The organism is Microbispora rosea (assembly GCF_044460045.1).
In the GTDB taxonomy this organism is placed as follows: Bacteria; Actinomycetota; Actinomycetes; order Streptosporangiales; family Streptosporangiaceae; genus Microbispora; species Microbispora rosea.
In genome coordinates, this window is the sequence record NZ_JBITJO010000014.1 from 1 (window position 1) to 26,864 (window position 26,864).

Sequence of the window (26,864 nt, forward strand, 5' to 3'; positions counted from 1 at the left end):
AGGTCGTGGCGGTAGCGGTCGGGGTAGGTCGCGGCCAGCTCTCGCCGGATCTCGACGGCCTCCTCGTCCACGGGCAGGGCGTCTGCCGGGCGGCCCACCTCCAAGTACCGTGCACCGAGGTTGGACAGGGATGCGGCGAGGTCGTGGCGGTAGCGGTCGGGGTAGGTCGCGGCCAGTTCGCGGTAGATGGTGACGGCCTGCTCGGCCGCCGGGAGGGCGTCTGCCGGACGGCCCAGTTCTGAGTACCGTACGCCGAGGTTGGTCAGCGAGCGGGCGAGGTCGGGGCGGTAGCGGTCGGGGTAGGTCGCGGCCAGTTCGCGGTAGATGGCGACGGCCTGCTCGGTCACCGGGAGGGCGTCTGCCGGGCGGCCCAGCTCCGAGTATGTGATGCCGAGGTTGGACAGCGAGGAGGCGAGGGTGGGGCGGTAGCGGTCGGGGTAGGCGGCGGCCAGTTCGCGGTAGATGGTGACGGCCTGCTCTTCTACGGGCAGGGCGTCTGCTGGGCGGCCCAGCTCCGAGTACCGTACGCCGAGGCTGGACAGCGATCCCGCGAGGTCGGGGCGGTAGCGGTCGGGGTAGATCGCGGCCAGTTCGCGGTAGATGGTGACGGCCTGCTCGGTCACCGGGAGGGCGTCTGCTGGGCGGCCCAGTTCTGAGTACCGTACGCCGAGGTTGATTAGGGATGCGGCGAGGTCGGGGCGGTAGCGGTCGGGGTAGGTCGCAGCCAGTTCGCGGTAGATGGTGACGGCCTGCTCGGTGACCGCGAGGGCGTCTGCTGGGCGGCCAATCTGGGAGTACCGTATGCCGAGGTTGGACAGTGAGCGGGCGAGGTCGGGGCGGTAGCGGTCGGGGTAGGCGGCGGCCAGTTCCCGGTAGGTGGCGACGGCCTGCTCGGTCACCGGGAGGGCGTCTGCCGGGCGGCCCAGCTCCGAGTATGTGATGCCGAGGTTGGACAGCGAGGAGGCGAGGGTGGGGCGGTAGCGGTCGGGGTAGGCGGCGGCCAGTTCGCGGTAGATGGTGACGGCCTGCTCTTCTACGGGCAGGGCGTCTGCCGGGCGGCCCATATAGGAGCATGTGGTGCCAAGGTTGGTCAGCGAGCGGGCGAGGTCGTGGCGGTAGCGGTCGGGGTAGGTCGCGGCCAGTTCGCGGTAGATGGTGACGGCCTGCTCGGTCACCGCGAGGGCGTCTGCTGGGCGGCCCAGTTCTGAGTACCGTACGCCGAGGTTGGACAGTGAGCGGGCGAGGTCGGGGCGGTAGCGGTCGGGGTAGGTCGCGGTCAGCTCTCGCCGGATTTCGACGGCCTCCTCTTCTACGGGCAGGGCGTCTGCCGGGCGGCCCACCTGGGAGTAGACGGAGCCGAGATTGGACAGCGATCCGGCGAGGTCGGGGCGGTAGCGGTCGGGGTAGGTCGCGGCCAGTTCGCGGTAGATGGTGACGGCCTGCTCGATCACCGCGACGGCGTCTGCTGGGCGGCCCAGCTCCGAGTACCGTACGCCGAGGCTGGACAGCGATCCGGCAAGGTCGGGGCGGTAGCGGTCGGGGTAGGTCGCGGCCAGTTCGCGGTAGATGGTGACGGCCTGCTCGTTCAGGGGCAGGGCGTCTGCTGGGCGGCCCAGCTCCGAGTACCCTACGCCCAGGTCGGCCAGCGAACGGGCAAGGTCGGGGCGGTAGCGGTCGGGGTAGGTCGCGGCCAGTTCGCGGTAGATGGTGACGGCCTGCTCGTTCAGGGGCAGGGCGTCTGCCGGGCGGCCCACCTCCGATAGATGGGCACCCAAGGCGGATAGCCAACCTGCACTTTCACCGGGATTAGCATCTGCCGGAATGCTGTCCAGCAGCCTTCGGGCGAGCACAGCATTGGCCTCCGCCCAGGTGTCTGACGGATAAGGCAGGGCAGCGTACAACGCCTGCAGCGTCTCTCGGGATGCCGGAATTGAGCCGACCTCACCGACCACTTTGGGCAGTAGCTGTTGCAACAGCTCAGTAGCAGTATCGAGCTCCTGGGCCGCCCGAGCCAGTGTCACGAGAGCTTGTCGGCGTTGACGTTCATCAACGCACTCCATGCATGCATCCAGCAACTCGGAAATCCCGTACAGGGTCTGGGTAACGTGCAGTTCGGCTAACCTGTCCGGGCGTAGCCGTCCTAGCCACTCGTGACTATCCGTCGGTGGGTACAACTCGCGGAGCCACTCGGCGAGTCGCCCCGCGTCCACAAGTACCGGGCGACCTGGTATCCGCTGCACTACTTCCGTCGCTTGTGCGCGATCACGGGCACCCAGCAGAGTGCCAATAGCAACCAATTGCTCAATAGTTGTCAAGCCTAGTCCATGTCCACCACCCAAGAATCCCCAGGCCGCAGCGCTCTGCTGCCAGTAGCGACGTTCATGGCCGAGCAGCTCATTCAGCACATCAGCTACCTTCAGCCGCACCTGCATGCCGCCCGTACGGGCCGAGCGCAGTACCGCCACCAGAGCAGCCGCGTGCAAATCTAGGATCCGGGGCTCCTGGTCGCCGAACTCAACAATCACACGTGCGGGGGCACTTACACCGACCTTCTCGGCGAAGAAAGGGACCGCTCGCATCACCTCGCCCTGTTGAGCGCCAAGGCTGTGGTCCTGGGCAAGTTGAATTCCCTCCCCAGCTTCGGCAACCATCTGCCGTACCCGGACCGATCCGCCGCCGAGACGCTGCCACCATTCCCCGGCACTTCGGGCCACCAACAGCACCCGCGTCCGTCTCGCCTCATCTGCAGCGACCTCCTGTAGCAGGGACGCCAGATCGGTGCGGGTTTCGGCGTAGTCAACCACCATAAGTAGTTTGCCCTGCTCGGCCGCCCGCCATCTCGACAAGGCTTCCTTCTCCGCGTCGTCGCGAACCTCCACAAATCCCCATGAAGAGTCGAGCCGGTTGCTCAACTCCACGGCAAGCCGGGACTTGCCCACCCCGCCTGAGCCAACCAGTAATCGCAATCGCCCAGAATCCCGTGTGTGACACCAGTTCAGCAGTTCAGAGAGTTCCTGGTCTCTGCCCCGGAATGGGACCACCTGCTGGGAAGGGTGCAGCATGTACGCCACACTGTCTTTAGGCGTATCGGGTAACAGTTCTGCCACGTCTTCCAGGGACCGAAGGGCTTCGTCGCGCTGTTTCCAGTGCTCCCACAACGTCGGTGCGAACGCGCCAGCGGCACCACCGGCGGCAGCCCACAAGACTGTACCGAGGGGCTTGCTGTCCGCCGCTGCCGCCGCACCCGCCGCGGTAGCGGCGACTGCGAAAGCTGTCGCCAAGCGCCATCGCAAGGTCATGTCTCATTATCTAGGCCACCTTCGACGTACCAGGCATGGTCTGTTACGTAATCGCAAGCGCGGCGCCTGAGAAAACCCAGTGGATACCCTGATCGTCCATGCAGCAGCTCGCGCTCTTCGATATGGACAACACCCTCATAGACCTTGACGCGGCGTTCCGGATGTGGGTTGAGGAGTTCGCCAGCGAGCACCGGTTGAAGGACGGGGCGGTCGACTGGCTGATCGGGCTTGACCGGGACGGCTACCCACACCGAGAGGTGTTTTTCGGCAAGGTACGTGAGCGCTTCGCCCTGCCTGCTTCGGTGGAGGAGTTGTGGGGCCGCTATCGGAGGCGGATGCCGTACCTCGTGCGCTGTCGACCTGAGGTGCTGGACGGCCTGGGCCAGCTACGCGCTTCCGGGTGGCGCGTCGCTATCGTCACCAACGGGACCGCAGACAACCAGCTTGGGAAGATTCAGCAAACAGGGTTGGCCGAGGCCGTAGACGCGTTTGCGCTGTCAGGGGCCGAGGGCATCCGGAAGCCCGATATCGGTTTGTTCGAGATCGCGGCCAAGCGGTGTGGGGTGACTCTCGACCGGGGCGGGTGGATGATCGGTGACAATCTCACCGCGGATATAACGGGTGGACGAGCGGCCGGCCTCCGGACGATCTGGATCGACCGAGGAACCTGGCCCGGAGTCGACCACCAGGCCGACCATGTAGTCACGGACGTACTCCAGGCCATCGAGATCTTGCAGACGAGCAACGAAGGCGGCAGCTCACGATGACAGCAGTGGTGACAGCAACGTCGGCCACCAAAACCATCCGGCGGCAGCTATTCACCGCCCTCTGGCCTCGGCCTCCTGCAGAGGAGCAGGGTGATTGTTCCGCCTGAAAAGCGGAAGGTCGGCAGTTCGACCCTGCCCCTGACCACCACCCTTGAACAGCCCAAACGCCCCGAGCCGATCACGGCCGGGGCGTTCTTGTTTGGCTTTGACGACAACGTCTCCTGGCTAGGGCGTGCGGCTCCTACTGGCATCGCTTGGCAGCTCTGCTCTGTTTCGCACCGATCGCATGGCCTCAGCTCGCGCTTGCTGGCGGCACCCAAAGTCAGTTCTTCGGTCGAGTCGCCGATGAGTCCACATAGCCGGGAGCCGTGGTAGACCCGAGGCCGGCCATGGTTCCTGACGTTGACAGTCGGGTAGTCCCGCCAGCCCATCACTTCTGCGATCTCAGCCGCTGCCCTCTCTTCAGCAGACCTTATGGCGTCTTCAACTGCGTCCGACGATCTCGCGGACCACGTGCGGAGGCACGCCCAGATCGAGGAGGAACGAGACGGCGGTGTGCCGGATGTCGTGAAATCGGTACGTCTCCAGTCGGGCACGCTTCCGGACCGCGTAGACGTGCCGCAACAGTGAACCCGGGGCGCGTATGGAGGCTGAGGTTGGTGATGGTGTGGGCAGGGTGCGCTTTAGCTGCCCGAGGAGCTGTCCAGGGAGCGCTCCGGGCCCGGGCACGGCCGGCACGTCCGTGGCGCCCTGCGCTTCGAGTCACGCGAGCACCCGCGCTCCCACACCGGCCCATACGGTACGAAGTTGCTCTCGGATGATATCTGACGCCTAAGGGTAACAACTGGTCGAGGAGGGAGCATGGACGCGGACGAAGGGGATAAGCCTGGTGATCCGGGCCGCCTGCTTATCATCGGGGGCGCCGAGTGCCGCGGTTCCGGCCTGCTCGAGCGATTCGTGGAGCTGTCCGGCGGCGAGGCGGCCCAGATCGTGCTGGTCACTACGGCCACCGGGGCGCCCGAGGAGGTGCACGCCGACTACGAGCGGGTGTTCCGCAAGCTCGGCGTGGACCACACCAGGGAATTGCGGCTGCGCGGGCGCTCCGACGCCGACGGCGACAACGCGGCCAAGCTCCTCGACGACGCCACGGGTGTGTTCTTCTCCGGCGGCGACCAGTCGCGGCTGCGCGCCCTGGTCGGCTCACGGGCCAACGAGATCCTGCGCGACCGGCTGCGCACAGGCGGCGCGGTCATCGCCGGGACCAGCGCCGGCGCCACCGCCATGGGCCGCACGATGATCCTCGGCGGCGAGGGCTCCAGCGTGTCCGCCGCCACGGTCCGCACCGGCCCGGGGCTCGGCCTGCTCCCGAAGGCGCTCATCATCGACACGCACTTCAGCGAGCGCGGCCGGCTCCCCCGGCTGCTCAGCGCCATGGCACTCGACCTGGAGTACCTGGCCGTCGGCATCGGCGAGAACACCGGGATCCTGGTCGACGGCACCCGCTTCGAGGTGCTCGGCGCCGGCGTGGCCACGGTGGCTGACGGGCGGAACGCCACGGTCATCCACGCCGCCGGAGACGAAGATCCGATCACCCTGTTCGGCGTCCGGCTGCACCTGCTGCCCGCCGGGTGTGTCTTCGACATCGCGACCCGCGAGGCCACCATCGGGCCCGCCCACGACCGGTACTGATCACCGCCGGCCCGCCCATCCGCCCAACCCTTGGGGAGTGTCACGTGCGTCTCGACGACCTGCGTCACCTGAGCGGACCCAACTCATTCAGCACCCGGCCGGTCACCATCGCGCGGCTCGAGCTCGAGGAGCTGACCGGCCGGAACACCACCGAGTACCCGGGCTTCGCCGGGCGGCTGACCGCGGCCCTGCCCGGGCTGGCCGAGCACCACTGCGCAGCCGGGCGTCCGGGCGGGTTCCTGGAGGCGATGGCCCGGGGCACCTACTTCGGCCACGTCACCGAGCACGTGACGCTGGAGCTGTCCAGCCTGGTGGGTCGCGACGTGTACCTGGGCCGGACCATGTGGGCCGGCGCCGACGGCCGCTACGACGTGATGACCGAGTGCCCGCAGGACGAGCCCGCGCAGTCCTCGGTGCCGGCCGAGCTGCTGGAACTGGCCATCACCACGGTCAAGCACATTCTCCTTGAACGCATCCCCGACCTGCCGCTCGAACTGGCCAGGATCGCTCGGATCGTGGATCGGGAGCGCCTCGGCGTGAGCACGGCCGCGCTCGCGGGCGCGGCCCGCCGCCGGGGGATACCAGTCCGCCGGGTCGGCCGGCTGAGCATGCTACGGCTCGGCTACGGGCGCTATCGCCGGCTGGTGTGCGCCGCGCTGACCGAGCAGACGTCGGTGATCGGTGTGGACATCGCGTCCGACAAGATGCTAACCAAGCAGCTGCTGACCGACGCGGGCATCCCGGTGCCCGATGGGGTGGTGGCCTGGAGCGCGGCCGACGCCGCCGGGGCGCTGGGCCGGCTCGGCGGGCCGGTCGTGATCAAACCGCTCCACGGCAACCACGGTGCCAACGTGACCGTCGGCGTGACCACCGCCGCGGCCGCGGCCGCCGCATACGCTCAGGCGGCGGCCGACGGCGAGGGCGCGATCGTGGAGAAGTTCGTGCCCGGCACCGACTACCGGGTGCTGGTGGTCGACGGCCAGGTGGTGGCCGCGGCCGAGCTGCGGCCCGCCTCGGTGACCGGCGATGGTGCCTCTGACATCACCCAACTCGTCGATATGGTGAATGCCGACCCGCGCCGGGGCGAGGGCCACTCCCGAGAGCTGACCAAGATCAATCTGGACGAGCGCGCGCTCGCGCACCTGGAGGCCCAGGACCTGGGCCCGGCGTCGGTCCCGGCCCGCGGCCAGCTCGTGACCCTGCGCCGGAACGCGAACCTGTCCACCGGCGGAACCAGCCGCGACGTGACCGACCTGGTGCACGAGGACGTGGCCGACATGTGCCGCCGGGCCGCGGCCGTGGTCGGCCTGGACATCTGCGGCATCGACGTGCGGCTGGCCGACATCGCGGCACCGATGCGCTGCGGCGGGGCCGGTCACGGCGAGGCCGAGCCTGGCGCCGTGCTCGAGGTGAACGCGTGCCCGGGGCTGCGGATGCACCTGTCCCCGGCCGAGGGGGCGCCGCGGGATGTGGCCGGCGCGGTGATCGACAGCCTGTACCCGCCCGGCGCCCCAACTCGGGTCCCGGTCGTCGCGGTCACCGGGACCAACGGGAAGACCACGACGGTCCGCATGATCGGCCACATCCTGAGCAAGGCCGGGATGCGGGTGGGGATGTCCACCACGGATGGGGTCTACTCGGGCGGCCGGCTGGTCTACGACGCCGACGCCTCGGGCCCGCGGTCCGCGGACATGGTGCTCGACGACATCAGCATCGAGGCCGCGGTGCTGGAGACGGCGCGCGGCGGGATCATCCGCGGTGGGCTCGGCTACAACCAGGCCGACGTGGCCGTGGTCACCAACATCACCGCCGACCACCTGGGCGCGGACGGCGTGGAGGATCTCGGCGAGCTGGTCGAGGTGAAGGCGCTGGTCGCCGAGGAGGTTCGCGAGGGCGGGACCGTGGTGCTGAACGCCGACGACCCATTGGTCGCCGCGCTCGCCGACCGGCCGCGGGTGCGCAGGAACGCGTCCGTGATCAGGTATTTCAGCCTGGTGAACGGCAACCCGGTCATCGAACGGCACCGGCAGGCGGGCGGCCTGGCCTACGAGCTTCGCAACGGCGAGCTGGTCGAGTTCGATGCGGACCGGGATCGGGCGCTGCTCAGCGTGGCCGAGCTGCCCGGCGCGTTCGGCGGGCTCGCCCCGCACGTGATCGCGAACGCGCTGGCCGCGGTGGCGGCCTGCCGCGGGCTCGGGGTCAGCGCCAAGGACATCCGGCGCGCGCTGGGCACGTTCACGCCGGGCGAGTCGAACCCGGGGCGCGGCAACGTCTACCTGGCCGGCGGCCCGGTGATATTGGACTACGGCCACAACGCCGCCGCGCTCGACGCGACCGGCCGCATGATCAGCGATGTCTGGGACGGCGAGCCCGTGGCCGCGATCACGCTGCCCGGGGACCGCCGCGACGATCTGGTGGCCCGCTCGGCCGAGGCCGTCGCCGCGTGGTTCGGCCGGGTCGTCGTCTACGAGGACGCCGACAAGCGCGGCCGCCGCCCCGGTGAGATGACCGGGCTGATCGCGGAGGCCATGCGCCGGGCCCGGCCCGGCATCGGCCTCGCCACCGCCGAAGGACCGCAGGCTGCCCTGCGCATCGCGGTCACGATGGCCGCCGGCCACCCGGTCCTGTTCGTCTACGAGAAGCTAGCCATGGCCCGCCAGGCCCTCGAGGCCCTGAACGCCCGCCCCTGGCCCGCCGGCGCAGTCCCGCCCGCACCCGCCGACGCCGGTCCCGCCTGCTCCTTCTATCGAGACGCCGCAATCACGGATGACTGAAAGCCCCCTCCGGGGGATGAAGGCGAAGGGGTGAGCTGCCGAGGGTTTTCGGAACGCTTCGAGCCTGTGCCGCCGACTACAGGACGTAGGGCTGACGACAACGGCGACGACAACGTCGGCCACCACGAGCACACCGCGGCAGCCGTCCACAGCCTTCTGGCCTCGTGTGGGCCGAGCGGAGCAGGGCGGTCGGTCTGCCTGAAAAGCGGAAGGTCGGCAGTTCGACCCTGCCCCTGACCACCACCCTTGAACAGCCCAAACGCCCCGAGCCGATCACGGCCGGGGCGTTCTTGTTGAGCGTTGACGACAACGCCGAGCTGGTGAAGTCGCGCGCACGGCTCGGACGCGGCGGCGGCCTCCGCACGCGCGGCCCCGCGGCGGGCGCTTGACGTGTTGCTGCGGCTGTTCGCGCCGTTCCTGCCGATGGTGACCGAGGAGGTGTGGTCGTGGTGGCGGGACGGTTCCGTCCACCTTGCGCCGTGGCCCTTGTCCGAGGAGCACAGCGGCGCGTACGACGTCCCGCCGCTCATGCGAGAGAGTCATGGGAGCTCTACGGCCCAATCGTGATGAAGGGGACGCGGATGTCGGCGGGCTACAACCGCGTGGAGCTGGCGCTGATCATCGGCTTCCTACGCGGCACCCGCGAGCTCTACGAGCGAAACTTAGAGCAGGTGCGCCATCTGTAAGCTTAGATTCGATTGTGTCCAATATGCGCGACATTGTGGCGAGTCCCGTGTTCGTGGGGCGCCAGGAGGAGTTGGCCAGTCTCGCGCGCGAGGCGGCACAAGTGGCCGCCGGCGCCGTGCGCCTTGTGTTGGTGGGCGGCGAGGCCGGGGTAGGCAAGACGCGGCTGGTCGAGGAGGCCGCGCAGGCCGCGGCGGGATTGCATGTGCTGTGGGGCCACTGCGTGGAGCTGGGGCCGGAGGGCCTGCCACTGGCGCCGCTGGTGGAGGCCCTGCGCATGCTGGCACGGTCGGCTTCGCCGCAGCAGTTGGACGACTGGCTGGGGCCGGCTCGCGGTCCGCTGTCCCAGCTGCTGCCGAGCCTGGATCCCACGGCCGTTCCAGGCGCGGGGCATGGGATGGGGCTGGGTGCCCAGCTCCCGGAGCTGGTGCTGGGGCTCATCGAACGGGTCAGCACGTCGCGACCGCTGTTGCTCGTGATCGAGGATCTGCAATGGGCGGACCAGTCCACCCTGGAACTCCTGGCCTTCCTGGTCAGGGGGCTGCGCGACGCTCCGGTCCTGTTCGTGGCGACATACCGCTCCGATGAGATCGACCGGCGCCATCCGCTGCGACCGCTGCTGACCGGTTGGGAGCGGATGCGCGAGGTGCGTCGCCTGGAGCTGCGCCGGTTCCGGCCCGATGAGGTGGCCGCTCAGGTCGCGGGCATCCTCGGCCGCCGCGCCGACACTGAGCTGCTGGACCTTGTCGTGGACCGCTCCGAGGGCAACGCGTTCCTGGTCGAGGAAGTCGTGAGAGTGGTGCGTGACGGCGGTGACCCCGAAGGTCTTTCCCCCTCGTTACGCGACCTGCTGCTCGTGCGGGTGGAGGTGCGTTCTGCGGCGGCCCAACGGCTGCTGCGAGCCGCGTCCGTCGCCGGGCGGCAGGTGCCGGAGCGCCTGCTGGCCGCCGTAACGGGCATGGAGCCGCCGGCGTTCTTCACGGCGCTGCGCGAGCTGGTGGAGAACCATCTGCTGCTGGTGGACGAGGCGGGGCAGGGCTACACGTTTCGCCACGCGCTGGCGCGCGACGCGGTCTATCACGACATGCTGCCCGGCGAGCGGGCCGGCTGGCACATCGCTTTCGCGCGGACGTTGTCGGGCGACGCGCGACTCGCGCCCGAGGGGGCCCTCGTTCCGGCCGCGCTGGCCCATCACTGGCTCGCAGCCCTCGATCTCCCCTCGGCGTTGCCGGCGTTGCTTGCCGCCGCGGAGGCCTCCTCGGCGTACGCGCCGGCGGAGGAGCTCAAGCACCTGGAGCGGGCGCTGGAGATCTGGCCTTGGGTACCGGATGCCACGACGCTCACGGGCACCGATGTGATCGAGGTGTTGACCTCCGCCGCCGACGCCGCGTATAGCGCCGGATCCGCGAACCGGGCGATGTCCTTGCTGGACCAGGCATTGGCTGAGCTGGGCGAGGGCAGCTCGGCCTCTCGCCGGGCGCTGCTGATGGAGCGCCGCGCACGCGCGCTTCGGGACCTGGGCAAGGAAACGGAAAGCCTGGCCGTGCTGGAGGCGGCTCAGGAACTGCTGCCCGCCGAGCCGTGGACGTATGCCCACGCCGCCGTCTTGACCTCGCTGGCGAACACGTTGATGCGAGGCGGCAACTCCTGGAGGCGGACGCAGGCCACCGCTGAGCACGCGGTCGCCGTCGCTTCCGCCGTCGGAGCTGAAACCGAGCAGGCCGAGGCTCTCATCACGCTCGGCGTCACCCACGCCTACCAGGGAGACGCCGAGAAGGGCCTGTCGACGCTGCGGGCGGGCCTGCGGCTCGCCGAGCAGATCGGGGCAGCGGAAACGACGCTGCGCGGCCACGCGAACCACAGCGACCTGCTGGAACTGCTCGGCCGTCATCAGGATGCGATCGAAGCGGCGAAGGCGGGCCTGGAGCTGGCGGCACGGACCGGCACCAGCAGGACGCTCGGCGCGTGGATCACGGGGAACATGGCCGAGCCGATGCTGCGGGCCGGCCGCTGGCAGGAGGCCGAGCACGCCGCCGTGGAGGCGCTGCGGGGTGAGCCGGAGGGTGTCTTCGCAGCGACGCTGCTCGACTTCCGTGCCCAGCTCGCCGCCCTGGCCGGGCGGCGTGAAGACGCGGAACGGCTCGCCGGCCGGGCGGGGCAGCTGGTGAGCGCCTCGATCGACTGGCAGTTCCGGCTCTCCCTGACTTTCACCATGGTGGAGTGCCATCGGCTCGCCGGCGACCTGGACACCGCTGCCACGACCGCCATGGAGGCGCTCAGGGCCACGCCCCCTGTGGGGGCAGCCCGCTATTCATGGCCGCTGGTCTGGCTGGGCACCCGGATCGCGGTGGATCGCGTGATTCTGGCGCGTGATCGTCGTGTGCCCGATTCCGACGCGGCCGCCATGGTTGCCCTGGTCGACGGGCTGGCCGCCATCGCTGACTCGCTGCCCACCCTCATGTCGGCGTACCGGGGCTATGCCGCGGCGGCAGCGGCCGAACGTGCCCGTCTGGCCGAGACGCCGGCCGTTCAGGAATGGAGCGTGGCCGTCGACGCCTGGCGGCCCGTCGGTGAGCCGTACCTCCTCGCGTACTGCCTGCTGCGACTGGCCGAGGAGCTGTGCACCGCCAACGACCGGCGGGCCGCCACCACGGCCCTGCAGGATTCGGTACGGCTGGCCGCCGAGATGGGCGCGCTGCCGCTCTCGCGGGAGGCGGAGGCGCTAGCCCGCCGGGCACGGCTCACCCTCGTCCAGCGCGACGACGGCGAAGCCGCGGGAAATGAGACGGCAGGGGGTGGGCAGGGCCCCGATGAAAGAGGCCCCGACGAGAATGCGTCGCACGCCGGAGCACAGGGGGCCGGGCGACCCGCGGCCCAGCCGGAGAACCCCGATCCGCTCGCGCATCTCGGCCTGACCGAGCGCGAAAGGGAGGTGCTCCGATTGCTGGTCGACGGCCGCTCGAACTCCCAGATCGCCACGACCCTGTTCATCAGCCCGAAGACCGTGAGCGTCCACGTCTCCAACATCCTCGCCAAGCTCGGCGTCAGCCGTCGTGTCGAGGCCGCAGCCCTTGCGTACCGGTTGATCACCGCGCAGAGCTGACCGGTGCCGGACCGGCGCTGTCGCCGGTCCGGTTCGATCCGATCAGCTGCAGAGCCGGCGCGGCCAGCCGACCCGCCGGTCTGTGAGCGGTGAGCGGCGAGCCGGCGGGTGCCGCGGTCGTTGAGCTGTCGCACTACCGTCGGCCGGTCGAAAACGGGCCGCCACGGGTGGTGACGTGGCGGCCCTGGTCGGTGTGCGAGGTGGGCGGCTAGGAGTTGTTCAAGGCGTTGAAAAGTTGGTTGGTGCCGCCGGTGTAGTGGTAGCCGATGACGGCCGCGCCGGACGTGATGCTGCCGCCGGCGATGTCAGCGACGAGGTTGCTGGCGGGGTTTTTGATCGTGCCGGGGACGAGGGACGGGCCGCCGATGCCGGACGTGAATCCGATGTCCCAGAGCTGGCCGGGCGTGCCCTCGCAGTACCACTGGTAGAGCTGGTGACCCTCGACGCCGTCGGTAGTCATGCACTTGTTGCTGAGCTTGTTGACGATCTCCGTGTGGCCGTTGACGGCCCGGAAATACCAGAGATCGTTATCGCCGCTGACAACGTACTGGATGATCTTCGCGCCGTCGCCCTTCGAGCCGCCGCTGACATTCAGGTAGAGGAAGGGATTGGAGACAGGAAATATCTGGTATTCCAGGCCGCTGTCCGCGTGCGCGGCGCCCGCACCGAGGGCGAGCATTCCGGCGGCGAGCGCACCCGTGGCGACGGTGATGACGGCCTTCCTGATGGAAAGCGAAATTCTGAACATTTTCTGGCCCCGTTTCTAGATCTGTTTTCTTCCGGCTTTTCGCGGCAGAAGTAAACGTACTTGCTAAGGTAGGGCGCTCGGTTAGGGTGACAGCCTTATCTTGAGGCGGTGAGGCACCTCAGATTGGTCGCCGCAGTGCCTTAGCTCAGAGGTTCTTCAGAAGAAATCTGCAGAGATCGGCGATGTCGTGGCGTACGCCGCCGATCAACAGGCTGACCACGTGGTTACCGACGTACTGCAAGCCATCGAGATTCTCGAGCGCCACGGCGGATGTGACGACAACGCTGACGACAACGTCGGCCACCATGAGCGTGCGTCGGCAGCCGTACAGCACCGGCGACCTCGGGACGGACCGGGGGAGCAGGATGATCGCTCCGCCTGAAAAGCGGAAGGTCGGCAGTTCGACCCTGCCCCTGACCACACTCTTTGAACAGCCAAGATGCCCCGTAGCGATTATCGCTCCGGGGCGTTTTCGTCTGTTGACGGCAACCCGCAAGCTGGCAGAAGCGTTGATGGGTAGCCGCAGGTGCGCCCGCCTCGTCCAAGTCGGCGACGAGGAGCGCCCTGTCTCACCATGTTGCTCCCTGTGGGATTTTGATCACTTCGATATTCCCATCAGCTCGGCCAGGCCGAACCCATGACGCGCTCGACCATGCTGACGCGACGGAAACCGGGAATGAAGTGCATCAATACGTCCGCGCTAATGGTGCCGAAGGTGGTGTCCGGGCGGTCTCTCGTTCCCTCGAGAAGGGCCTGCAGGAACCCGTTCTTGAAGTCGCCGCGGGGGTGAACAGTGGTGATCTCGTCCACCAGGCCACGATCCAACTTGTCCAAGCCCGCGCCCTGTACGTCGATCAGCACGCCGTGGTACGTGGCGGCGACCTCCGGGCCCATCCGGCCGGGAATCCTCGGCGTGCTGTGCAGCGCGATCGCTTCCCAGACCACATCGGCGGCCGTGGCCGGAAAGCCGCGATCGAGTAGGAACTTGCGTGCGTGGTCGGCGCCATCGAGCTCGAAGCGCTGCTCCACGTCGGAGAAGGGCGTCCGCAGGCCGAGGTCGTGGAAGATGGCGGACAGGTAGAGCAACTCCGGGTCCGGCCGCAGACCGGCCTCGCGAGCGTGAAGCGCGGCGAAGAAGAAGGTGCGCCGGGAGTGATGGAAGATGAGGGGGCTGGTCATCTCCCGGATGTGGCGGGTGGCTTCGGCGACCGCCGCCGTCTCGGGAACCTCTACCCCTGCGATGATTTCGGTCATGAGCTGGGCCCTTCTGGTCTCGGCGTTGCGAGTGGGCGGTGCGTCCATCTGCATCAGAAGGTTGTGGGTTCGGGTCCTCTCGGCCGCGCACATGTGAAAGGCCCACCACCAGGGGGAACCTGAAGTTCGTCCGCCTGTTCTCCGAGCCCTTGTGCGGCCTCAGGTCGTGGATTCGACTCGGATGGGGTGGGACAGCACCGGGTGGAAGCAGTAGCCCAGGTCATTCCATGGGACGGTGTCGGGCTGCGTATGGCCCTGGTCGTCGGTGGCGCGTACCCGGATGGTGTGATCGCCGGGCTCGGGATCCCAGCCGAACTGCCAGCGTACCCACGCCCCCGGTATCTCCGGCGGAGCCAGGGACGCCTCCTGCCAGGAACCCCCGTCGATGCGGTATTCGACCGCCGTGACCCGGTTCTCTCCCGCGAACGCACGCCCACGGGTGATTTGCGGTACCGGCTGCAGCAGTGCCGGCCAAGGCAGTTCCACCAGGCTCGCCACCGGCATGCCGGTGATCGGCATACCGAGTGAGGGTCCCTGCGGGGGATAGTCCGGACCGATCAGTACGTAGTCTTCGGTGTTCCACGGAACGTGCAGCGGATGTTCGGAGACCTCGATCCGGCCCACCCACTTGATGCTGGCGGCACCGAGCCATCCGGACACCACGACCCGAGCCGGGTACCCATGATCGAGCGGCAGCGTCTCGCCGTTCATGGCCAGCGCGAGCAGGGTGTCGTCGGCAAGCGCCTTGGCCAGCGGCATGGGCCGGCGGGTCTGGATCTCGTCGAGCGCTTCCGGCATGACCTCGCGGGCTCCAGGGGTGATCTCCGCCGGTTCGAGCAGGTCGCGCAGCCGGACGCCGGTCCATTCGGCAGTGCCTATCGCGCCGCGGCCCCACTGGGTTCCCTCGAACTTGCGTCCGTAAGTCTCGCCGAACAACACACGGCGGTTACCGGCGCACTCGATCGTTCGGACCATGGAAACCAGCGAGAAGTGATTCCACAAATCGGCGTAGGTGTAGGTGATCGGCTCGCGTACCCCACTTCCTTCGATCCGGAGCGACCATCTCGCCGCGTCCAGACGGGGGGTCGGTGCGTGGCTGCGAAGGAAGAAGCGGTCGATCGGGGTGATGTAGCCAGGCATGCGGTCCGGCCGAATCCCGTAGTCCAGACCGGTCCCGGCGTCCTCCATGAGCTCGGGGGGAGTCGGCTTGACGACTTTTCGTTCTCTGACCCCCTCAGGCGAGGGATGTACAGGTTCGCTTCCGCGTAGGGGACCACTCAAGGTGCATCGCCTCCCACGGCTGGCTTGAGCCTCTTCCCGAGGCCCCCACCTGGCATAACCTCTGTATCATCGTGCCATAGCGGATTTCGGCTTGCCCTGAACGGGCCGCTGTGAGGGCCCAATCGGTCGGACGGGAGTGCCTGATCGGTGAACGAGTCGTCCATCGCAGCCGGCGATCTCCGGGTTCGCGAGCACCTGGCCAACGAGCGCACTTATCTCGCCTGGCTGCGGACGAGCTTGGCCATGATGGCCTTCGGTCTGGGAGCGGCGAAGTTCGGCTCACCCAACGAGATCTACGCGTTTGCCGCAGGCGGCGTGCTCGTATGCGCGGCAATCGCCGGCTTTGGCTACGCAACCGTCCGTTACCGTGTGTTGAATCAGGAAATCAAGCGGGGCCGCGTCGTCATCGGAGCCAGCACTCATGGCCCAATCGCTGCGGCCACGGCCCTCGTGCTCGCGGCCTTCATCGCATTGGTACTGCTCGTTCGCTGATACATCATCCAGCACTGTCTGTGACAGTCCGTTTCGACGGCGTGAATGACGGCAGCGACCACCACCGCAGCCGCACGTAGGGCACCGTCGGCACCCCTCCAGTCGCAGCTCCCGGCAGGTGAGCAGGGCGATTGCCACGCCTGAAAGGCGGTAGGTCGGCAGTTCGACCCTGCCCCTGACCACCACCGCTACAGGGCGAGAACCACGTGTGTGGGAGCCAACCGAGTCTGTTCCGCGCCGAGATCGGCGCACAGATCAGAGAGCACCGCTCTTGACTGTGGGCGACTTCTCAAGCATTCTTGTTCTCGGGCGAGAGCAGTGCTCTCGGAGGAATGTGCTGAGGAGCTGGCCATGACCCGCTACATCGAACCGACCCGCATGGATCACCTGTTCAACCGTACGGTTGCCGGGCTGACCCGTATCGGGATCAGCATCTGGGGTTCTCGGATCCTGTACGTCCGCGGCCGGTCCAGCGGCGAATGGCGCACCACGCCGGTGAACGTGCTGACTCTGAACGGCTCTCGCTACCTGGTCGCACCCCGAGGCGTCACTCAGTGGGTCCGCAACCTGCGAGTCGCCGGAAACGGCGAGCTACACGTGGGCCGCCGCATCGAAACGTTCACCGCCAGCGAGCTCTCCGACGACGAGAAGCCGGCCATTCTCCGGGCGTACCTGAAGCGCTGGGGCTGGGAGGTCGGAAGGTTCTTCGAGGGAGTCGACGCGAGCGCCTCCGAGGAACAGGTGCAGGCGATCGCTCCGGGCTTCCCCGTCTTCCGGATCAACTAGAGAGGCTTTATGGCGGGGGTCAGGGCGGGTGGGAGTCCAGGCCGGTCTTGGCGGTCAAGCGCTGCCGCGGACCACCCCGTCGGGCCTTGCCATCGGGTGACAATGGCCGAGGTGACAGCAAGCTCCCCAGGCGAGAGCACACGCCGGCTATCGTCGGCAGCCCTCTGACGACGGTTATCGCTGTCTCGGCAGAGTGATTGGTCGGCCTGGAAAGCGGAAGGTCGGCAGTTCGACCCTGCCCCTGACCACCATCTCTGAACAGCCCAAACGCCCCGAGCCATTACGCTCCGGGGCGTATTGATCTCGTGGATGCCATGGGGGAATGCGATGTTACGACGTGTGGAGATCAGCGCCACTCTGTTGATCGATCCCGTCCATCGGTCGATCGCTCACAACCTGTATTGGAACGACAAGGTTGAGCTGAGCTTGGACTGTTTCATCTGCGAACGGACTGGCCGTACGACCACCCTCCAGCGCGGTGCCGAGCGAGCCGTATGCACTGCGGACGAGGAGCATGGGGAGCACTATTCCGCCGTCCAGATCACGGCGTTCGATCACACTCAGGGACCGCAGAGCCTCTCGCTCAGGGCTCTCATCGATTTCTGGTGGGCGCCCTTCCACGATGCGAAGCGGGATCGGAGGGCGATGGCGCCGAGCGCGATCCCGTGGGTACGTCTGCATCTGGGCTCCTATTGTCCTGAAGCTGAGCAGGCCGGGCAGAACTCGGTCCAGACCAACCTGGTGCGTCCGGCGGGGCTGTTCTGCGAACACTGTGAACGAACGCTGGCTGTCAGCGCCGAAGCGCCGCGGATTCACCTGCTCACCTGAGCCGCATCTCAGCGCGGGCCGGCGGTACGGAGGCGCGGACGAGAAGGGCCGTGCCTCAAGTGGCCGGGCTCGCCGGGCCTGATCACGGCTGTCAGGTCAGCTCCCGGCGAGTCGTGCCTTCTTGACCTTGTTGCCGCAGGTGTTCATGGAACACCAACGGCGGTTGGCTCCGCGGCTGGTGTCAAGGAAGAGCCCCGCGCATCCGGGGCCTTCGCAGTTCTTGATGCGGCTTCGGTGGGGGCCGCCGAGGATGAGGATGGCATCTGTGGCCAGGACTCCGAGGGCGTCACCGACAGGCGTCGTCTCCGTCAGGCGCCATCCCGCGAGATCGCGTTCGAGCGCGGCCTTCGCGTGCCCAGCGGCCGCGACCGTGTTGAGAGTGCGCACATCCTTCGAATCGGGCTGTTCATCTGTGGCGATCGCCGACCCGATGCGGTAGATCGCCTCGCGCAGCTCGACGGCGTCCTTCAGATCGGTCGGCGACACGTCCGTGGCGTCAAGCCCTGTCGCCTGCAGCCACATCTTCAGCCGTGCGGGGTCGGTCAGCCGCTCTCGCGGCGCCATGCCGGCTCTATCGCTGAGGGTGGCGGTGAACCGGAACGCCAGGACCTCGTTGTCCATTCGGAACACACGACGTACGTCCTCGGTCATTCCGGCCTCCGCAGTGAGCGACAACACCTTTCGAACCGCCTAAGCCGGTTCGACACGATCGTATCCCGCGTGACATCGTGGAACCGCCTCAGGCGGTTCAGAGAGAGGGTTCTCCAATGAGTGACATCGCGGTCATCGGACTGGGAGCAATGGGGCGGCCCATCGCACGCAACCTCTTGAGGGCCGGGTACGACGTCGTGGTGTGGAACCGCTCCGACAGGCCCGCGGACGAGCTTGTCGCGGCGGGTGCCCGTCGAGCCGCCTCGGTCGCAGAGGCCATGCACTCGCCGGTGGTCTTCTCGGTCCTGGCCGATGACCGGGCCGTCGCCGAGACGTTCATCGACTCCGGTGTTCTCGCTCAGGCCCCGGGCGGGACCGTTCACGCCAACCTCGCGACGGTGAGCGCCGGCCTGGCTCGCCGGGCCGGCGCAGCGCACGCCGAGCATGGTGTCGGGTACGTCGCGGCACCGGTCTTCGGCCGTGTTCCAGTCGCCGAAGCCGGAGCACTCAACATCCTCGCGGCGGGCGAGCAGGGGCTGATCGACCGCGTGCAGCCGCTCTTCGATGTGATCGGCTCGCGGACCTGGCGACTCGGCGATCGTCCGGAGCAGGCCAACATCGTGAAGATCCTCGGGAACTACTTGATCGCCTGCGCGATCCAGTCGCTGGGCGAGGCTGTCAGCCTCGCGGAAGGCGCCGGTGTCGACTCGGGGCAGTTCGTCGAACTGCTGACCTCAACACTCTTCCCGGGAGCCGTCTACGCCGGCTACGGGTCGATGATCGCCGAACGGCGCTACCAGCCGCCCGGATTCACTACAGTCCTGGGCCGCAAGGACCTCCACCTCGCACTCGATGCGGCGAACGACCACGACATCCCGCTCCCGATCGGTGAACTCCTGCGGACTGTCTTCGATCAGGCCGTCGCCGACGGTCGCGGGGCGGACGACTGGGCGGTCATCGCGGAACAGCAGCCGCGGTGACCGCCGCGGGCCAATGACGGCCAATGACCGTGGCCGCGGCCTGGCGATCACGCCACGAGGCAGCCGGACGAGCCATTCACCTATTACGACGTCATCCTTTCCATCTTTCATGACCACGACGTGGCCGTGGTGTTGAGGTGATCTGGTGAGCGGGCCCGGGTGTCCTACTGCCGGTTCCGTCAGCTGATCCAGCGCACCGGTTGTCCGGTCAGGCGGGCGATGGCGTCAAAATCGGCGTCCGCGTGCAACACGGTGAGCTTGTGATGGCGAGCCGTTACCGTCATGAGGAGATCGACCGGAGAGGCGCATTGGTGCCATCCCCTGTCAGCGAGCTCGCGTTGCAGCCGGCTTGTCTCGTCCCAAGCGGATTCGGGGATGAAGTAGTACGGAAAGGTCTCCCGGAGCAGGCTGTCGGCTTCGTAGAAGGCCGGTCGGCCGCCGACTGCTCTGAGGTACTCCTGCCTAACCGGCTCACAGATGCCGACAAGCCCGGCGGAAACCGTGTGATCCCATTCCGCACCTACCTGACCACGGTAGAAGCGGACCAAGGCACTGGTATCGATGAGGTAGAGCTCTGTCACGCCACAGCCTGTTGTGCGCCATCACCCTTTTCGATGGCCGAGAAATCGATTTCTCCTTCGGCCACCATCTCCCGCATGCGAGCTATGGCGGCTGCACGTCTGCGCCGGTCGACGATCTCTCGTAGAGCGGCGTTGACCGTGTCTTTCTTGGAAGAAGTGCCGAGCAGCTTCGCGGCCTCGGCCAGGGCCTCGTCATCGAGGTCGATCAGGGTCTTGGTCATGGGCGCCGCCTCGCTCAATATATATAAATCCAGATTAGTATATCAGCAGACGTCGGTCGGCGAGAGTCTCCACCGGCAGGATCTGTGCGAAGACCTGGCCGATTGCCGGTCTGCTTTGGCTGTGTTGCCGGTTGCCGGCCGCTACCCCCGGGAAAGCGGAAGGCCGGCAGTTCGACCCTGCCCCTGACCGCCGGCGTTCAACAGCCAGGCCGCCACGTGGCGATCACCGCCCGGGGCCTGGCGTTCGCTGACGGCCGTCGGCGACGAGGGACCGGAGCCCGACACCCGATCGACTCCGTGTACCCAACCGGGGGCGATTTGTTGGACTTTGAGGATTCATGCCGGGTTCGCGTACCCGGTGCGGCCCATTCTCCCTGCGCTGATTAGGTACGTGCGTCACATGGGCATCAGCGACCCCATGCGTCTCCGCATGCTCGCTGACGGTCGGTGGTGCTGGGGATCGGTACTGCGGCTTGGACTGGCCGGCCCCGGCGGCACATCGATGGTCCCGGCTTGGCGGTAGGCCGGCACCGCGGTGGCGCCGCCTGTTCCGCAGCACCGAGCACCCGGCAGCGTCCCCCGAAAATCGAAAGGACCCATCACATTGGGTAACCCCCGTACGAGATCGCGTCTTCATCCGGGATACGCGATCGCCGCCGCGGCGACCATCGCCGTCGCCCTGACGCCGATCGCGGCGGCCGGGCCCGCGTCCGCGGCGACCGACGCCGCCGACGCGACCCCCGTGCACATCGTGCTCACGCCGGCGGAGCACGCCGACACCGCTGAGTCCTTCACCTGGCAGACAGGCTCGAAGGTCGAGGACGGACAGGTGCACCTCCGCAAGGCGGGCACGAAGAAGTGGAGCGTCGTCGACGCCCGGGTCAACGAGGAGCTGGTGAGCTCGGGTGTCGCCACCCGCACGCACTCGGCGACCATCGACGGCCTCAACCCCGGCACGCGGTACGAGTACTACGTGGGCAACGCGGCCAAGGTCAGCGACACCTACACGTTCACCACCGCGGGCAAGGCCGGCGACCCCTTCTCGTTCATCTACTTCGGCGACGCGCAGAACGACATCGGCGCGAAGTGGAGCCCCGTCGTCGCCCAGGCGTTCGACCGCTTCCCGGACGCCGTCGGCACGGTCAACGCGGGCGACCTCGTGGACGTGGGCAGCGACAACGGCCTGTGGAACGAGTGGTTCGGCGCGATGAACGGCTACAGCCAGACGCGTAACGTGATCGCGGCCCCGGGGAACCACGAGTACAAGGAGGGCGACTTCCTCAAGACGTGGAAGTCGAATTTCGAGTTCCCCGGCAACGGACCGGTCGCCTCCGCGTCCACCAAGGGCATGACGGACGGCGAGAAGCAGACGGTCGCCTACCAGCAGCAGATGCAGATCGCGCTCGCGGAGACCGCGTACTACACGGACTACCAGGGCGTGCGCTTCATCTCGCTCAACGCGAGCCGTTCGGAGGCCGTCCCGCTGATGACCCCGAAGGACCTCCCCGAGTGCCACGTCGCCTGTCCGAACCCCACCGAGCTGTGGCTCGAGATGCAGCGCAAGTGGCTCGACTCGGCGCTCAGGAACAACCCCAACAAGTGGGCGATCGCGGTCTTCCACCAGCCGGTCTTCTCGGCCTCCGAGGGCCGTGACGAGGCCGATCTGCGCGCCGCGTGGCTGCCGGTCTTCGAGCGGGACGACATCGACCTCGTCCTCATGGGCCACGACCACAACTACGTCCGCGGATACGTGAACGCCGACAAGACCGACACCCCCGGCATGACGACCGGCCCGGTCTACGCCATCTCGGTGTCCGGACCGAAGTACTACGAGCCCGCCCCCGCCGACGACAACACGTGGACGCAGAACGGCGCGACCCAGGTCGTCCACGCCGCCCACACGTCGACCTTCCAGGGCATCCAGGTCTCGAAGGACCAGATCCGCTACGAGTCGGTCGTCGCCGCGAAGTGGGATGACAAGTCGGACACGGATGTCCCCGTCGGTGGCACGCTCGACTCCTTCACCATCACCAAGTACGACGACGGTGAGAAGTACGTGACCGAGGCCGGCATGCCGATCCCCAAGCCGAAGAGCACCGCCGAGGTCAGCAACGGGCGCGTGGCGGACGAGGCCCCGGCCCAGGAGCCGGCGGACGTACCGCTCGGCCACGAGCTGGTCGGCACCCTCACCGCGCCGACCGTGGCGAAGCCCGGACCGACGACCGTGAACCCGACCACCGGCGCCGTGTACGTCGCCGACGGCACGAGCACCGGCAAGGGACGGGTCGAGGCCGTCGACCCCAAGACCGGCGAGGTCGTCGACTCGTTCGAGGCCGGCGCGCCGATCAAGGACCTCGCCTACGACCCGGCCTTCAACGGCGTCCTCGTCGTCTACCAGGACGGTCGGATCGCGTCGTTCATCGTCGCGCCGGGCAACTTCGGCGCCCCGTACATCCCGCCGATCGAGACGGGGATGAAGGTCGTCTCGATGCAGTACGACAGCCTGACCGGCCAGGTCTTCCTCGGCCTCGCGGACGGCACCGTCGTCTGGCTCGACGAGGACTTCAAGCCGGTCGGCCAGGCGAACGTGGGAGCCGGGCTCTCGGCCATCCGCATCGACGACGGCTCCGGCACCCTGTACGTGACGTACGACAACGCCACTGACGGCGAGCCCGGCCTCCGGCTGTTCGACACCCGCGACGGCATGCGCAGGCTCGCCGAGTACAGGCTCGACGCCGGTGCCGCCTTCCTCGACGTCGACATGAAGGCCGGCGTCGCCTACGTCGGCCACGCGCCGGTGACAGGAGACGCCGGAAACGGCGGTCTCTCCGTCGTCGACCTGCTCGGCGGGACGGTGACCCGCTTCGACAAGCCGGAGTTCGGCACGTCGATCGGCGGTGTGGGCGTCGACTCCGGAAAGGGCATCGTCTACCTCGCGAGCGCCGACCGGTCCCCGGCCGCGCTGATCGCCGTAGGCCGTCAGCAGGCGCCGCGCATCGACCAGTCCCCGGTCGCGCGGATCGCCATCGCGGGCGAGACCGCGACCTTCGACGCGAGCGGACACGGCATGCCCGCCGCGACGGTGACCTGGGAGATGCGCAAGCGGGCCCCGGGCAACGACAAGTGGACGCCGATCCGCGGCGCGGCCTCAGACGTCCTCGAGGTCGCCGCGTCGAAGTCCGTCGACGGGACGCAGTACCGCGCGGTCTACTCCAACACGATCGACGGCAAGGTCTACGAGACGCGCAGTGGGTCCGCGACCCTGCGGGTCGTGGGTAAGAAGTGATTCCACGCCGTCCTCCGCTGCACGGCTGATCACCGGCGTCTCCCGGACGGGGCCGTCGCGAGTCTCTCGCGGCGGCCCCGTCCCCGCACGAGCCGCTCGACTCCGGGCACCGCCTTCGCGCCCTTACATCCGTAGCTCTCGTCAGTTCATGGGCGGGATGTTGTGGTTGATCCGGAACAGGTTCGCCGGGTCGTACCGCCTCTTGATCTCGCGTAGCCGCGGGTACGCCTCCTCCGACCAGGCCAGCGCGGCGGTCCGCGGGTCCGCGTCCCCTCCGAACATGAAGTTCAGATACCGGCGGCCGGTCGACCACGGTGCCAGGGCGTCGATCAGCGTCTGCTCGTAGTCGTGCAGGGCCGTGGCGTCGGGCGGGCCGCCCGCCGCCACGAGGAAGACGTTGTAGAGCGTCGCGTCGCGGTTTCCGACCGCGTTCGGCACCGCCGGCGGCCGGGCCAGCGCCCCGCCCATGTGACGGATCTCCGCCAGAACCAGCGGCGAGGCCGCGTCCGGGCCGGCCAGCCGGAGGAACTCGTCCACCGCCTTGGCCGGCAACTCGCTCAGGAGGGCGCCGTGCTCGAACAACGGCAGCGGGTCGATCGGGTCGTTGTGCACCGCCGCGACCGCCGAGTACGGCATCTCACCGACCGCGTCGATGATCGGCTCGCCCAGCGCCCGGAACGGCGCGACCAGCCGTTCGCCTTCCGCCGGGTCTCCGAGGTACGTGATGCGCAGATGGGCCACCAGCCGGTCGCGCAGCGGTTCCGGCACGAACGGCAACGCGGGGAGGTGCAACAACCCGACCGAGCCTGACATCTCCTCCGGCACGCCGGCCGTCCACTCGCGGAACAGGTGCAGCACCTTCCCGGACAACTCGCCGGGAAAGAAGATGCCGCCGCCGTAGAAGCCCCGGATCGGGAACAGGCCGAACTCGATCGCCACCACGACCCCGAAGTTGCCTTTCCCGCCGCGCAGCGCCCAGAACAGGTCGGGCTCGGATTCCGCGGTGACGCGTCGCAACCGGCCGTCCGCGGTCACCACTTCCACAGCGGTGACGTGGTCGGCGGCGTACCCGTGTTTGCGGCCGAACGGCCCGAGACCTCCGCCCAGGGTGTAGGAGACGACCGTCACCGTCGGCGACGAGCCGTTCAGACCCGCCAGACCCACCGTGGACGCCTGCTCGATGAAGTCGGCCCACCGGACGCCCGCCTCGACCCGGGCCGTGCGGGCGCCCTCGTCGATCGCCAGCCCGGTCAGGCGCCGCGTCGTGATCAGAACCGAGCCCGTCGACGGCACGGAACTGCCGTGACCCGCGCCCAGCACCGCGACCGGCAGGTCACGAGCCGCGGCGAACTCCACCGCGGCCTGAACGTCGGCCGCGTTCTCGGCGCGGACCACGACGGACGGCGCGTGCACCACTGTCAGGTTGTAGGTGCGAAGCTCCTCCGCATAGCCCTCGTCCTCCGGTAGGAGGACGAGGCCGGTCACCTTCGCTCGAAGGTCGCCAATGGACGATTGCGTACTCATAGGAGAGTGGCCTTTCTGGGTGGTGCCGGACCGCCGGACCGTCGCGCCCGGCTGACCGCACCTCTTCCGACGACCGGCGATCGGCGGCTACTTGAAGAAGGTGAGCAGGCGCTGGGTCATCTCGTCGGGATGCTCTTCGTAGATCCAGTGGCCGGAATCGGGGACGACGACGCCGGTGACGTTCTTCGCGTACCGCTTCACCTGGTCCGGCACGGAGGAGCCGAGGCTCCCGGAGGCCCCGATCGCGAGCACGGGCATGGTGAGCTTGTGCTTGCGGTAGACGGCGTTGTCCGCCATGTCCTGCGGCAGCGTTCGGAACCACGCGAAGCTCGCCTCCAGGTGCGCCCTGTCCCGCAGGTAGCCGGCGAAGACCGAGACCTCGTCCGGGGTGACGGCGCCCCGCTTGACCTCGAGGTCCTCGATGAATTTGCCGGTCCACAGCGTTTCGCGGCCGGAGACGAGGTCTTCGGGCAGGCCGTTGGCGAGCGCGAAGAAGCCGAAGTGCCACGGGCCGGGACCGTCCGCGGTCAGTGACGGGTAGGAGTAGATGCCGGGGTCGGGGATCGGCGCCTCGCTGAGCACCAGTTTCCGCACGTCCGCCGGGTGCGCGGCGGCGTAGGAGTACGCGACCATCGTGCCGATGTCGTGCCCGACGATCCGGAGGTCCTTGTCCCGTCCGAGTCGCACCAGCAGCGCGTGCAGCTCCGCGGCCATCGTCTTCTTGTCGTAGCCGGCCGCCGGGGCGTCGCTGCGCCCGGCGCCGGGCAGGTCGGGGGCGATGACCGTGTAATGCTCGGCCAGTGCCGGCATGATGTGCCGCCACTCGTACCAGGTCTGCGGGTATCCGTGGATCAGGACCAGAGTCGGCCCGTGGCCGCCGATCACGTAGTTGATGCCGACCGAGCCGGCCCGCACCTTGTGTTCCGAGAAGCCGGCGGGCATCTGCTCCTTCACGGAGTGGGCGGACGTCGGCGAGGCGGCGCTCACGGGCCCGGTGACGACGACGGATGTCAGTCCGACGGCCGCGGCTACGGCGAGCAGTCCCAGACTGCGCAGTTTGGACGAGGCGAGGGAAGGTCTCATCGATGGCTCCAGGGTGAGGAGACGGGACGGTCCTACAGGGACTGCCGGCTCAGCCAGGTCAGCGTGGTGTCGGCGACCTCTCGCCAGCCCGCGTCGATGGTCAGCGAGTGGCCCCGGTCGGGGAACGCGGTGATGTCGGTGACGGCGTCGGAGTGCCGGTACTGCTTGAGCGTCGCGCGGACGACCGTCTCCGGGACGGTGTGGTCCTTGCCGCCGGTCATCAGCAGCAGCGGGCCGCGTGCCTGGTTGGCGGTGTCGACCTTGGCCGGTGAGTGCGGGTTGAAGTTGGCGGCGGCCGCCTCGAACAGCGGCTTGCCAGGTGCGGGGATCGTCCATCTTTCATACAGCGTGTCCGACTCGGCCTCGGAGATGGCGTTGCCGAACGCGAACCGGAACTGCTCGGCGGTCAGTGAGACCGCACGGTGCTTGTTGGCGGGGTTCTTGAACACCGGCAGCGTGGCGCGCAGCGCGGACAGCGGGAGCGGCAGGACGCCCTTGATCTGCGCGGCGTCGATCGCGACGGCGGCGCGGGCCAGGTCCTGTCCGAGCAGCTTCTGCGCGATCATTCCACCGAAGGAGTGGCCGACGAGGATCGGCGGGGTGTCCAGGGTGCGGATGATCCCGGCGAAGTGCTCCACGACGTCGTCGATGCCATGGTCGGCGATGCTTTCTGGGTTCTCGCGTGCCTCGGCCACGGTGTCGGGGTCACCCGGCCAGCCGGGGGCGGACGGCGCGTAGCCCGCGTCGCCGAACAGCTCGATCCAGGGGGTCCACGACGTGGCGTGCAGCCATAGGCCGTGAATGAAGATGACGGGGATCGGTGTCGTCACGGT

22 protein-coding genes and 4 tRNA genes are annotated in these 26,864 nt (G+C 68.2%); 15 read left to right on the forward strand and 11 right to left on the reverse strand.

Going from position 1 to position 26,864, the window contains the following annotated elements; all coding sequences use genetic code 11:
- On the reverse strand, positions 1-1,754 hold a 1,754-nt coding region (locus ACIBK1_RS36515), incomplete at its 3' end, for a tetratricopeptide repeat protein (protein WP_396740222.1).
- 1,643 nt (positions 1,755-3,397) lie between these two features.
- On the opposite strand from ACIBK1_RS36515, the gene ACIBK1_RS36520 reads away from it, so the two are divergent.
- The 8 genes from ACIBK1_RS36520 to ACIBK1_RS36555 all read left to right on the forward strand — a co-directional run bounded on the left by ACIBK1_RS36520 (position 3,398) and on the right by ACIBK1_RS36555 (position 12,316).
- On the forward strand, positions 3,398-4,066 hold the full coding sequence (locus ACIBK1_RS36520; RefSeq protein ID WP_396740224.1) for an HAD family hydrolase: 669 nt from the start codon (positions 3,398-3,400) through the stop codon (positions 4,064-4,066).
- A gap of 79 nt (positions 4,067-4,145) precedes the next feature.
- Positions 4,146-4,214, forward strand: a tRNA-OTHER gene (locus ACIBK1_RS36525).
- A gap of 713 nt (positions 4,215-4,927) precedes the next feature.
- Positions 4,928-5,755, forward strand: coding sequence for a cyanophycinase (locus ACIBK1_RS36530; protein ID WP_036409127.1), 828 nt, complete (start codon positions 4,928-4,930; stop codon positions 5,753-5,755).
- A gap of 44 nt (positions 5,756-5,799) precedes the next feature.
- A complete protein-coding gene (cphA, locus tag ACIBK1_RS36535) occupies positions 5,800-8,529 on the forward strand; it encodes a cyanophycin synthetase (protein ID WP_051762733.1) in 2,730 nt (909 codons plus the stop codon).
- Positions 8,530-8,698: 169 nt separating this feature from the next.
- A tRNA-Phe gene (locus ACIBK1_RS36540) sits at positions 8,699-8,772 on the forward strand.
- A 147-nt stretch (positions 8,773-8,919) separates the two neighbouring features.
- Complete coding sequence (locus ACIBK1_RS36545) at positions 8,920-9,096, forward strand: class I tRNA ligase family protein (RefSeq protein ID WP_396740226.1); 177 nt, start codon at positions 8,920-8,922, stop codon at positions 9,094-9,096.
- Positions 9,093-9,215, forward strand: coding sequence for a hypothetical protein (locus ACIBK1_RS36550; protein WP_269321832.1), 123 nt, complete (start codon positions 9,093-9,095; stop codon positions 9,213-9,215). The genes ACIBK1_RS36545 and ACIBK1_RS36550 overlap by 4 nt, the downstream gene beginning before the upstream one ends.
- A gap of 23 nt (positions 9,216-9,238) precedes the next feature.
- On the forward strand, positions 9,239-12,316 hold the full coding sequence (locus ACIBK1_RS36555; protein ID WP_396740228.1) for a helix-turn-helix transcriptional regulator: 3,078 nt from the start codon (positions 9,239-9,241) through the stop codon (positions 12,314-12,316).
- Positions 12,317-12,524: 208 nt separating this feature from the next.
- Here the strand turns inward: ACIBK1_RS36555 and ACIBK1_RS36560 are convergent, their stop codons facing one another.
- Together ACIBK1_RS36560 and ACIBK1_RS36565 are read right to left on the reverse strand one after the other, a co-directional pair.
- On the reverse strand, positions 12,525-13,064 hold the full coding sequence (locus ACIBK1_RS36560; protein ID WP_030512059.1) for an RICIN domain-containing protein: 540 nt from the start codon (positions 13,062-13,064) through the stop codon (positions 12,525-12,527).
- 145 nt (positions 13,065-13,209) lie between these two features.
- On the reverse strand, positions 13,210-13,398 hold the full coding sequence (locus ACIBK1_RS36565; RefSeq protein ID WP_030512058.1) for a hypothetical protein: 189 nt from the start codon (positions 13,396-13,398) through the stop codon (positions 13,210-13,212).
- Positions 13,399-13,418: 20 nt separating this feature from the next.
- Here ACIBK1_RS36565 and ACIBK1_RS36570 point away from each other — a divergent pair.
- A tRNA-Phe gene (locus ACIBK1_RS36570) sits at positions 13,419-13,484 on the forward strand.
- A gap of 195 nt (positions 13,485-13,679) precedes the next feature.
- On the opposite strand, the gene ACIBK1_RS36575 is transcribed toward ACIBK1_RS36570, so the two are convergent.
- Both ACIBK1_RS36575 and ACIBK1_RS36580 read right to left on the reverse strand, forming a co-directional pair.
- Positions 13,680-14,318 carry an HD domain-containing protein gene (locus ACIBK1_RS36575; protein ID WP_396740231.1) on the reverse strand — a complete coding sequence of 213 codons (639 nt, stop codon included), beginning with the start codon at positions 14,316-14,318 and terminating at the stop codon, positions 13,680-13,682.
- Between the two features lie 159 nt (positions 14,319-14,477).
- A complete protein-coding gene (locus tag ACIBK1_RS36580; protein ID WP_051762730.1) occupies positions 14,478-15,506 on the reverse strand; it encodes a sulfite oxidase in 1,029 nt (342 codons plus the stop codon).
- Between the two features lie 240 nt (positions 15,507-15,746).
- Between ACIBK1_RS36580 and ACIBK1_RS36585 the strand changes: the two genes are divergently transcribed.
- The 4 genes from ACIBK1_RS36585 to ACIBK1_RS36600 all read left to right on the forward strand — a co-directional run bounded on the left by ACIBK1_RS36585 (position 15,747) and on the right by ACIBK1_RS36600 (position 17,705).
- Positions 15,747-16,091 carry a YidH family protein gene (locus ACIBK1_RS36585; RefSeq protein WP_396740234.1) on the forward strand — a complete coding sequence of 115 codons (345 nt, stop codon included), beginning with the start codon at positions 15,747-15,749 and terminating at the stop codon, positions 16,089-16,091.
- Between the two features lie 351 nt (positions 16,092-16,442).
- Positions 16,443-16,877 (forward strand): nitroreductase/quinone reductase family protein, encoded by a 435-nt coding sequence (locus tag ACIBK1_RS36590; protein WP_030508721.1) that lies wholly within the window; start codon positions 16,443-16,445, stop codon positions 16,875-16,877.
- Between the two features lie 172 nt (positions 16,878-17,049).
- Positions 17,050-17,128 (forward strand) — tRNA-Ser (locus tag ACIBK1_RS36595).
- Positions 17,129-17,216: 88 nt separating this feature from the next.
- On the forward strand, positions 17,217-17,705 hold the full coding sequence (locus ACIBK1_RS36600; RefSeq protein ID WP_396740236.1) for a hypothetical protein: 489 nt from the start codon (positions 17,217-17,219) through the stop codon (positions 17,703-17,705).
- A 96-nt stretch (positions 17,706-17,801) separates the two neighbouring features.
- On the opposite strand, the gene ACIBK1_RS36605 is transcribed toward ACIBK1_RS36600, so the two are convergent.
- Positions 17,802-18,356, reverse strand: coding sequence for a CGNR zinc finger domain-containing protein (locus tag ACIBK1_RS36605; protein WP_030508723.1), 555 nt, complete (start codon positions 18,354-18,356; stop codon positions 17,802-17,804).
- Between the two features lie 116 nt (positions 18,357-18,472).
- Between ACIBK1_RS36605 and ACIBK1_RS36610 the strand changes: the two genes are divergently transcribed.
- Positions 18,473-19,336, forward strand: coding sequence for an NAD(P)-dependent oxidoreductase (locus ACIBK1_RS36610; RefSeq protein WP_396740238.1), 864 nt, complete (start codon positions 18,473-18,475; stop codon positions 19,334-19,336).
- 179 nt (positions 19,337-19,515) lie between these two features.
- Here the strand turns inward: ACIBK1_RS36610 and ACIBK1_RS36615 are convergent, their stop codons facing one another.
- Entirely contained in the window at positions 19,516-19,917 is a 402-nt protein-coding gene (locus ACIBK1_RS36615) for a PIN domain nuclease (RefSeq protein ID WP_357312228.1), read from the reverse strand.
- Positions 19,914-20,138 carry a type II toxin-antitoxin system VapB family antitoxin gene (locus ACIBK1_RS36620; RefSeq protein ID WP_030508726.1) on the reverse strand — a complete coding sequence of 75 codons (225 nt, stop codon included), beginning with the start codon at positions 20,136-20,138 and terminating at the stop codon, positions 19,914-19,916. Before ACIBK1_RS36620 ends, ACIBK1_RS36615 begins: the two co-directional genes overlap by 4 nt.
- 604 nt (positions 20,139-20,742) lie before the next feature.
- Here ACIBK1_RS36620 and ACIBK1_RS36625 point away from each other — a divergent pair.
- Positions 20,743-23,424 (forward strand): fibronectin type III domain-containing protein, encoded by a 2,682-nt coding sequence (locus tag ACIBK1_RS36625; protein ID WP_396740241.1) that lies wholly within the window; start codon positions 20,743-20,745, stop codon positions 23,422-23,424.
- Between the two features lie 141 nt (positions 23,425-23,565).
- On the opposite strand, the gene ACIBK1_RS36630 is transcribed toward ACIBK1_RS36625, so the two are convergent.
- The 3 genes from ACIBK1_RS36630 to ACIBK1_RS36640 all read right to left on the reverse strand — a co-directional run bounded on the left by ACIBK1_RS36630 (position 23,566) and on the right by ACIBK1_RS36640 (position 26,861).
- Positions 23,566-24,909, reverse strand: coding sequence for an FAD-binding oxidoreductase (locus ACIBK1_RS36630; RefSeq protein ID WP_396740243.1), 1,344 nt, complete (start codon positions 24,907-24,909; stop codon positions 23,566-23,568).
- Positions 24,910-25,035: 126 nt separating this feature from the next.
- A complete protein-coding gene (locus ACIBK1_RS36635; protein ID WP_396740245.1) occupies positions 25,036-26,031 on the reverse strand; it encodes an alpha/beta fold hydrolase in 996 nt (331 codons plus the stop codon).
- Positions 26,032-26,063: 32 nt separating this feature from the next.
- A complete protein-coding gene (locus ACIBK1_RS36640; RefSeq protein ID WP_396740247.1) occupies positions 26,064-26,861 on the reverse strand; it encodes an alpha/beta hydrolase in 798 nt (265 codons plus the stop codon).
- Between the last annotated feature and the right edge of the window lie 3 nt (positions 26,862-26,864).

Bases quoted from the DNA above. Each gene is read 5' to 3' on its own strand.
- ACIBK1_RS36520 (WP_396740224.1), top strand. From the start codon at position 3,398: ATGCAGCAGCTCGCGCTCTTCGATATGGACAACACCCTCATAGACCTT.
- ACIBK1_RS36530 (WP_036409127.1), top strand. From the start codon at position 4,928: ATGGACGCGGACGAAGGGGATAAGCCTGGTGATCCGGGCCGCCTGCTT.
- ACIBK1_RS36555 (WP_396740228.1), top strand. From the start codon at position 9,239: ATGCGCGACATTGTGGCGAGTCCCGTGTTCGTGGGGCGCCAGGAGGAG.
- ACIBK1_RS36560 (WP_030512059.1), bottom strand. From the start codon at position 13,064: ATGTTCAGAATTTCGCTTTCCATCAGGAAGGCCGTCATCACCGTCGCC.
- ACIBK1_RS36575 (WP_396740231.1), bottom strand. From the start codon at position 14,318: ATGACCGAAATCATCGCAGGGGTAGAGGTTCCCGAGACGGCGGCGGTC.
- ACIBK1_RS36580 (WP_051762730.1), bottom strand. From the start codon at position 15,506: ATGGAGGACGCCGGGACCGGTCTGGACTACGGGATTCGGCCGGACCGC.
- ACIBK1_RS36590 (WP_030508721.1), top strand. From the start codon at position 16,443: ATGACCCGCTACATCGAACCGACCCGCATGGATCACCTGTTCAACCGT.
- ACIBK1_RS36605 (WP_030508723.1), bottom strand. From the start codon at position 18,356: ATGACCGAGGACGTACGTCGTGTGTTCCGAATGGACAACGAGGTCCTG.
- ACIBK1_RS36610 (WP_396740238.1), top strand. From the start codon at position 18,473: ATGAGTGACATCGCGGTCATCGGACTGGGAGCAATGGGGCGGCCCATC.
- ACIBK1_RS36620 (WP_030508726.1), bottom strand. From the start codon at position 20,138: ATGACCAAGACCCTGATCGACCTCGATGACGAGGCCCTGGCCGAGGCC.
- ACIBK1_RS36635 (WP_396740245.1), bottom strand. From the start codon at position 26,031: ATGAGACCTTCCCTCGCCTCGTCCAAACTGCGCAGTCTGGGACTGCTC.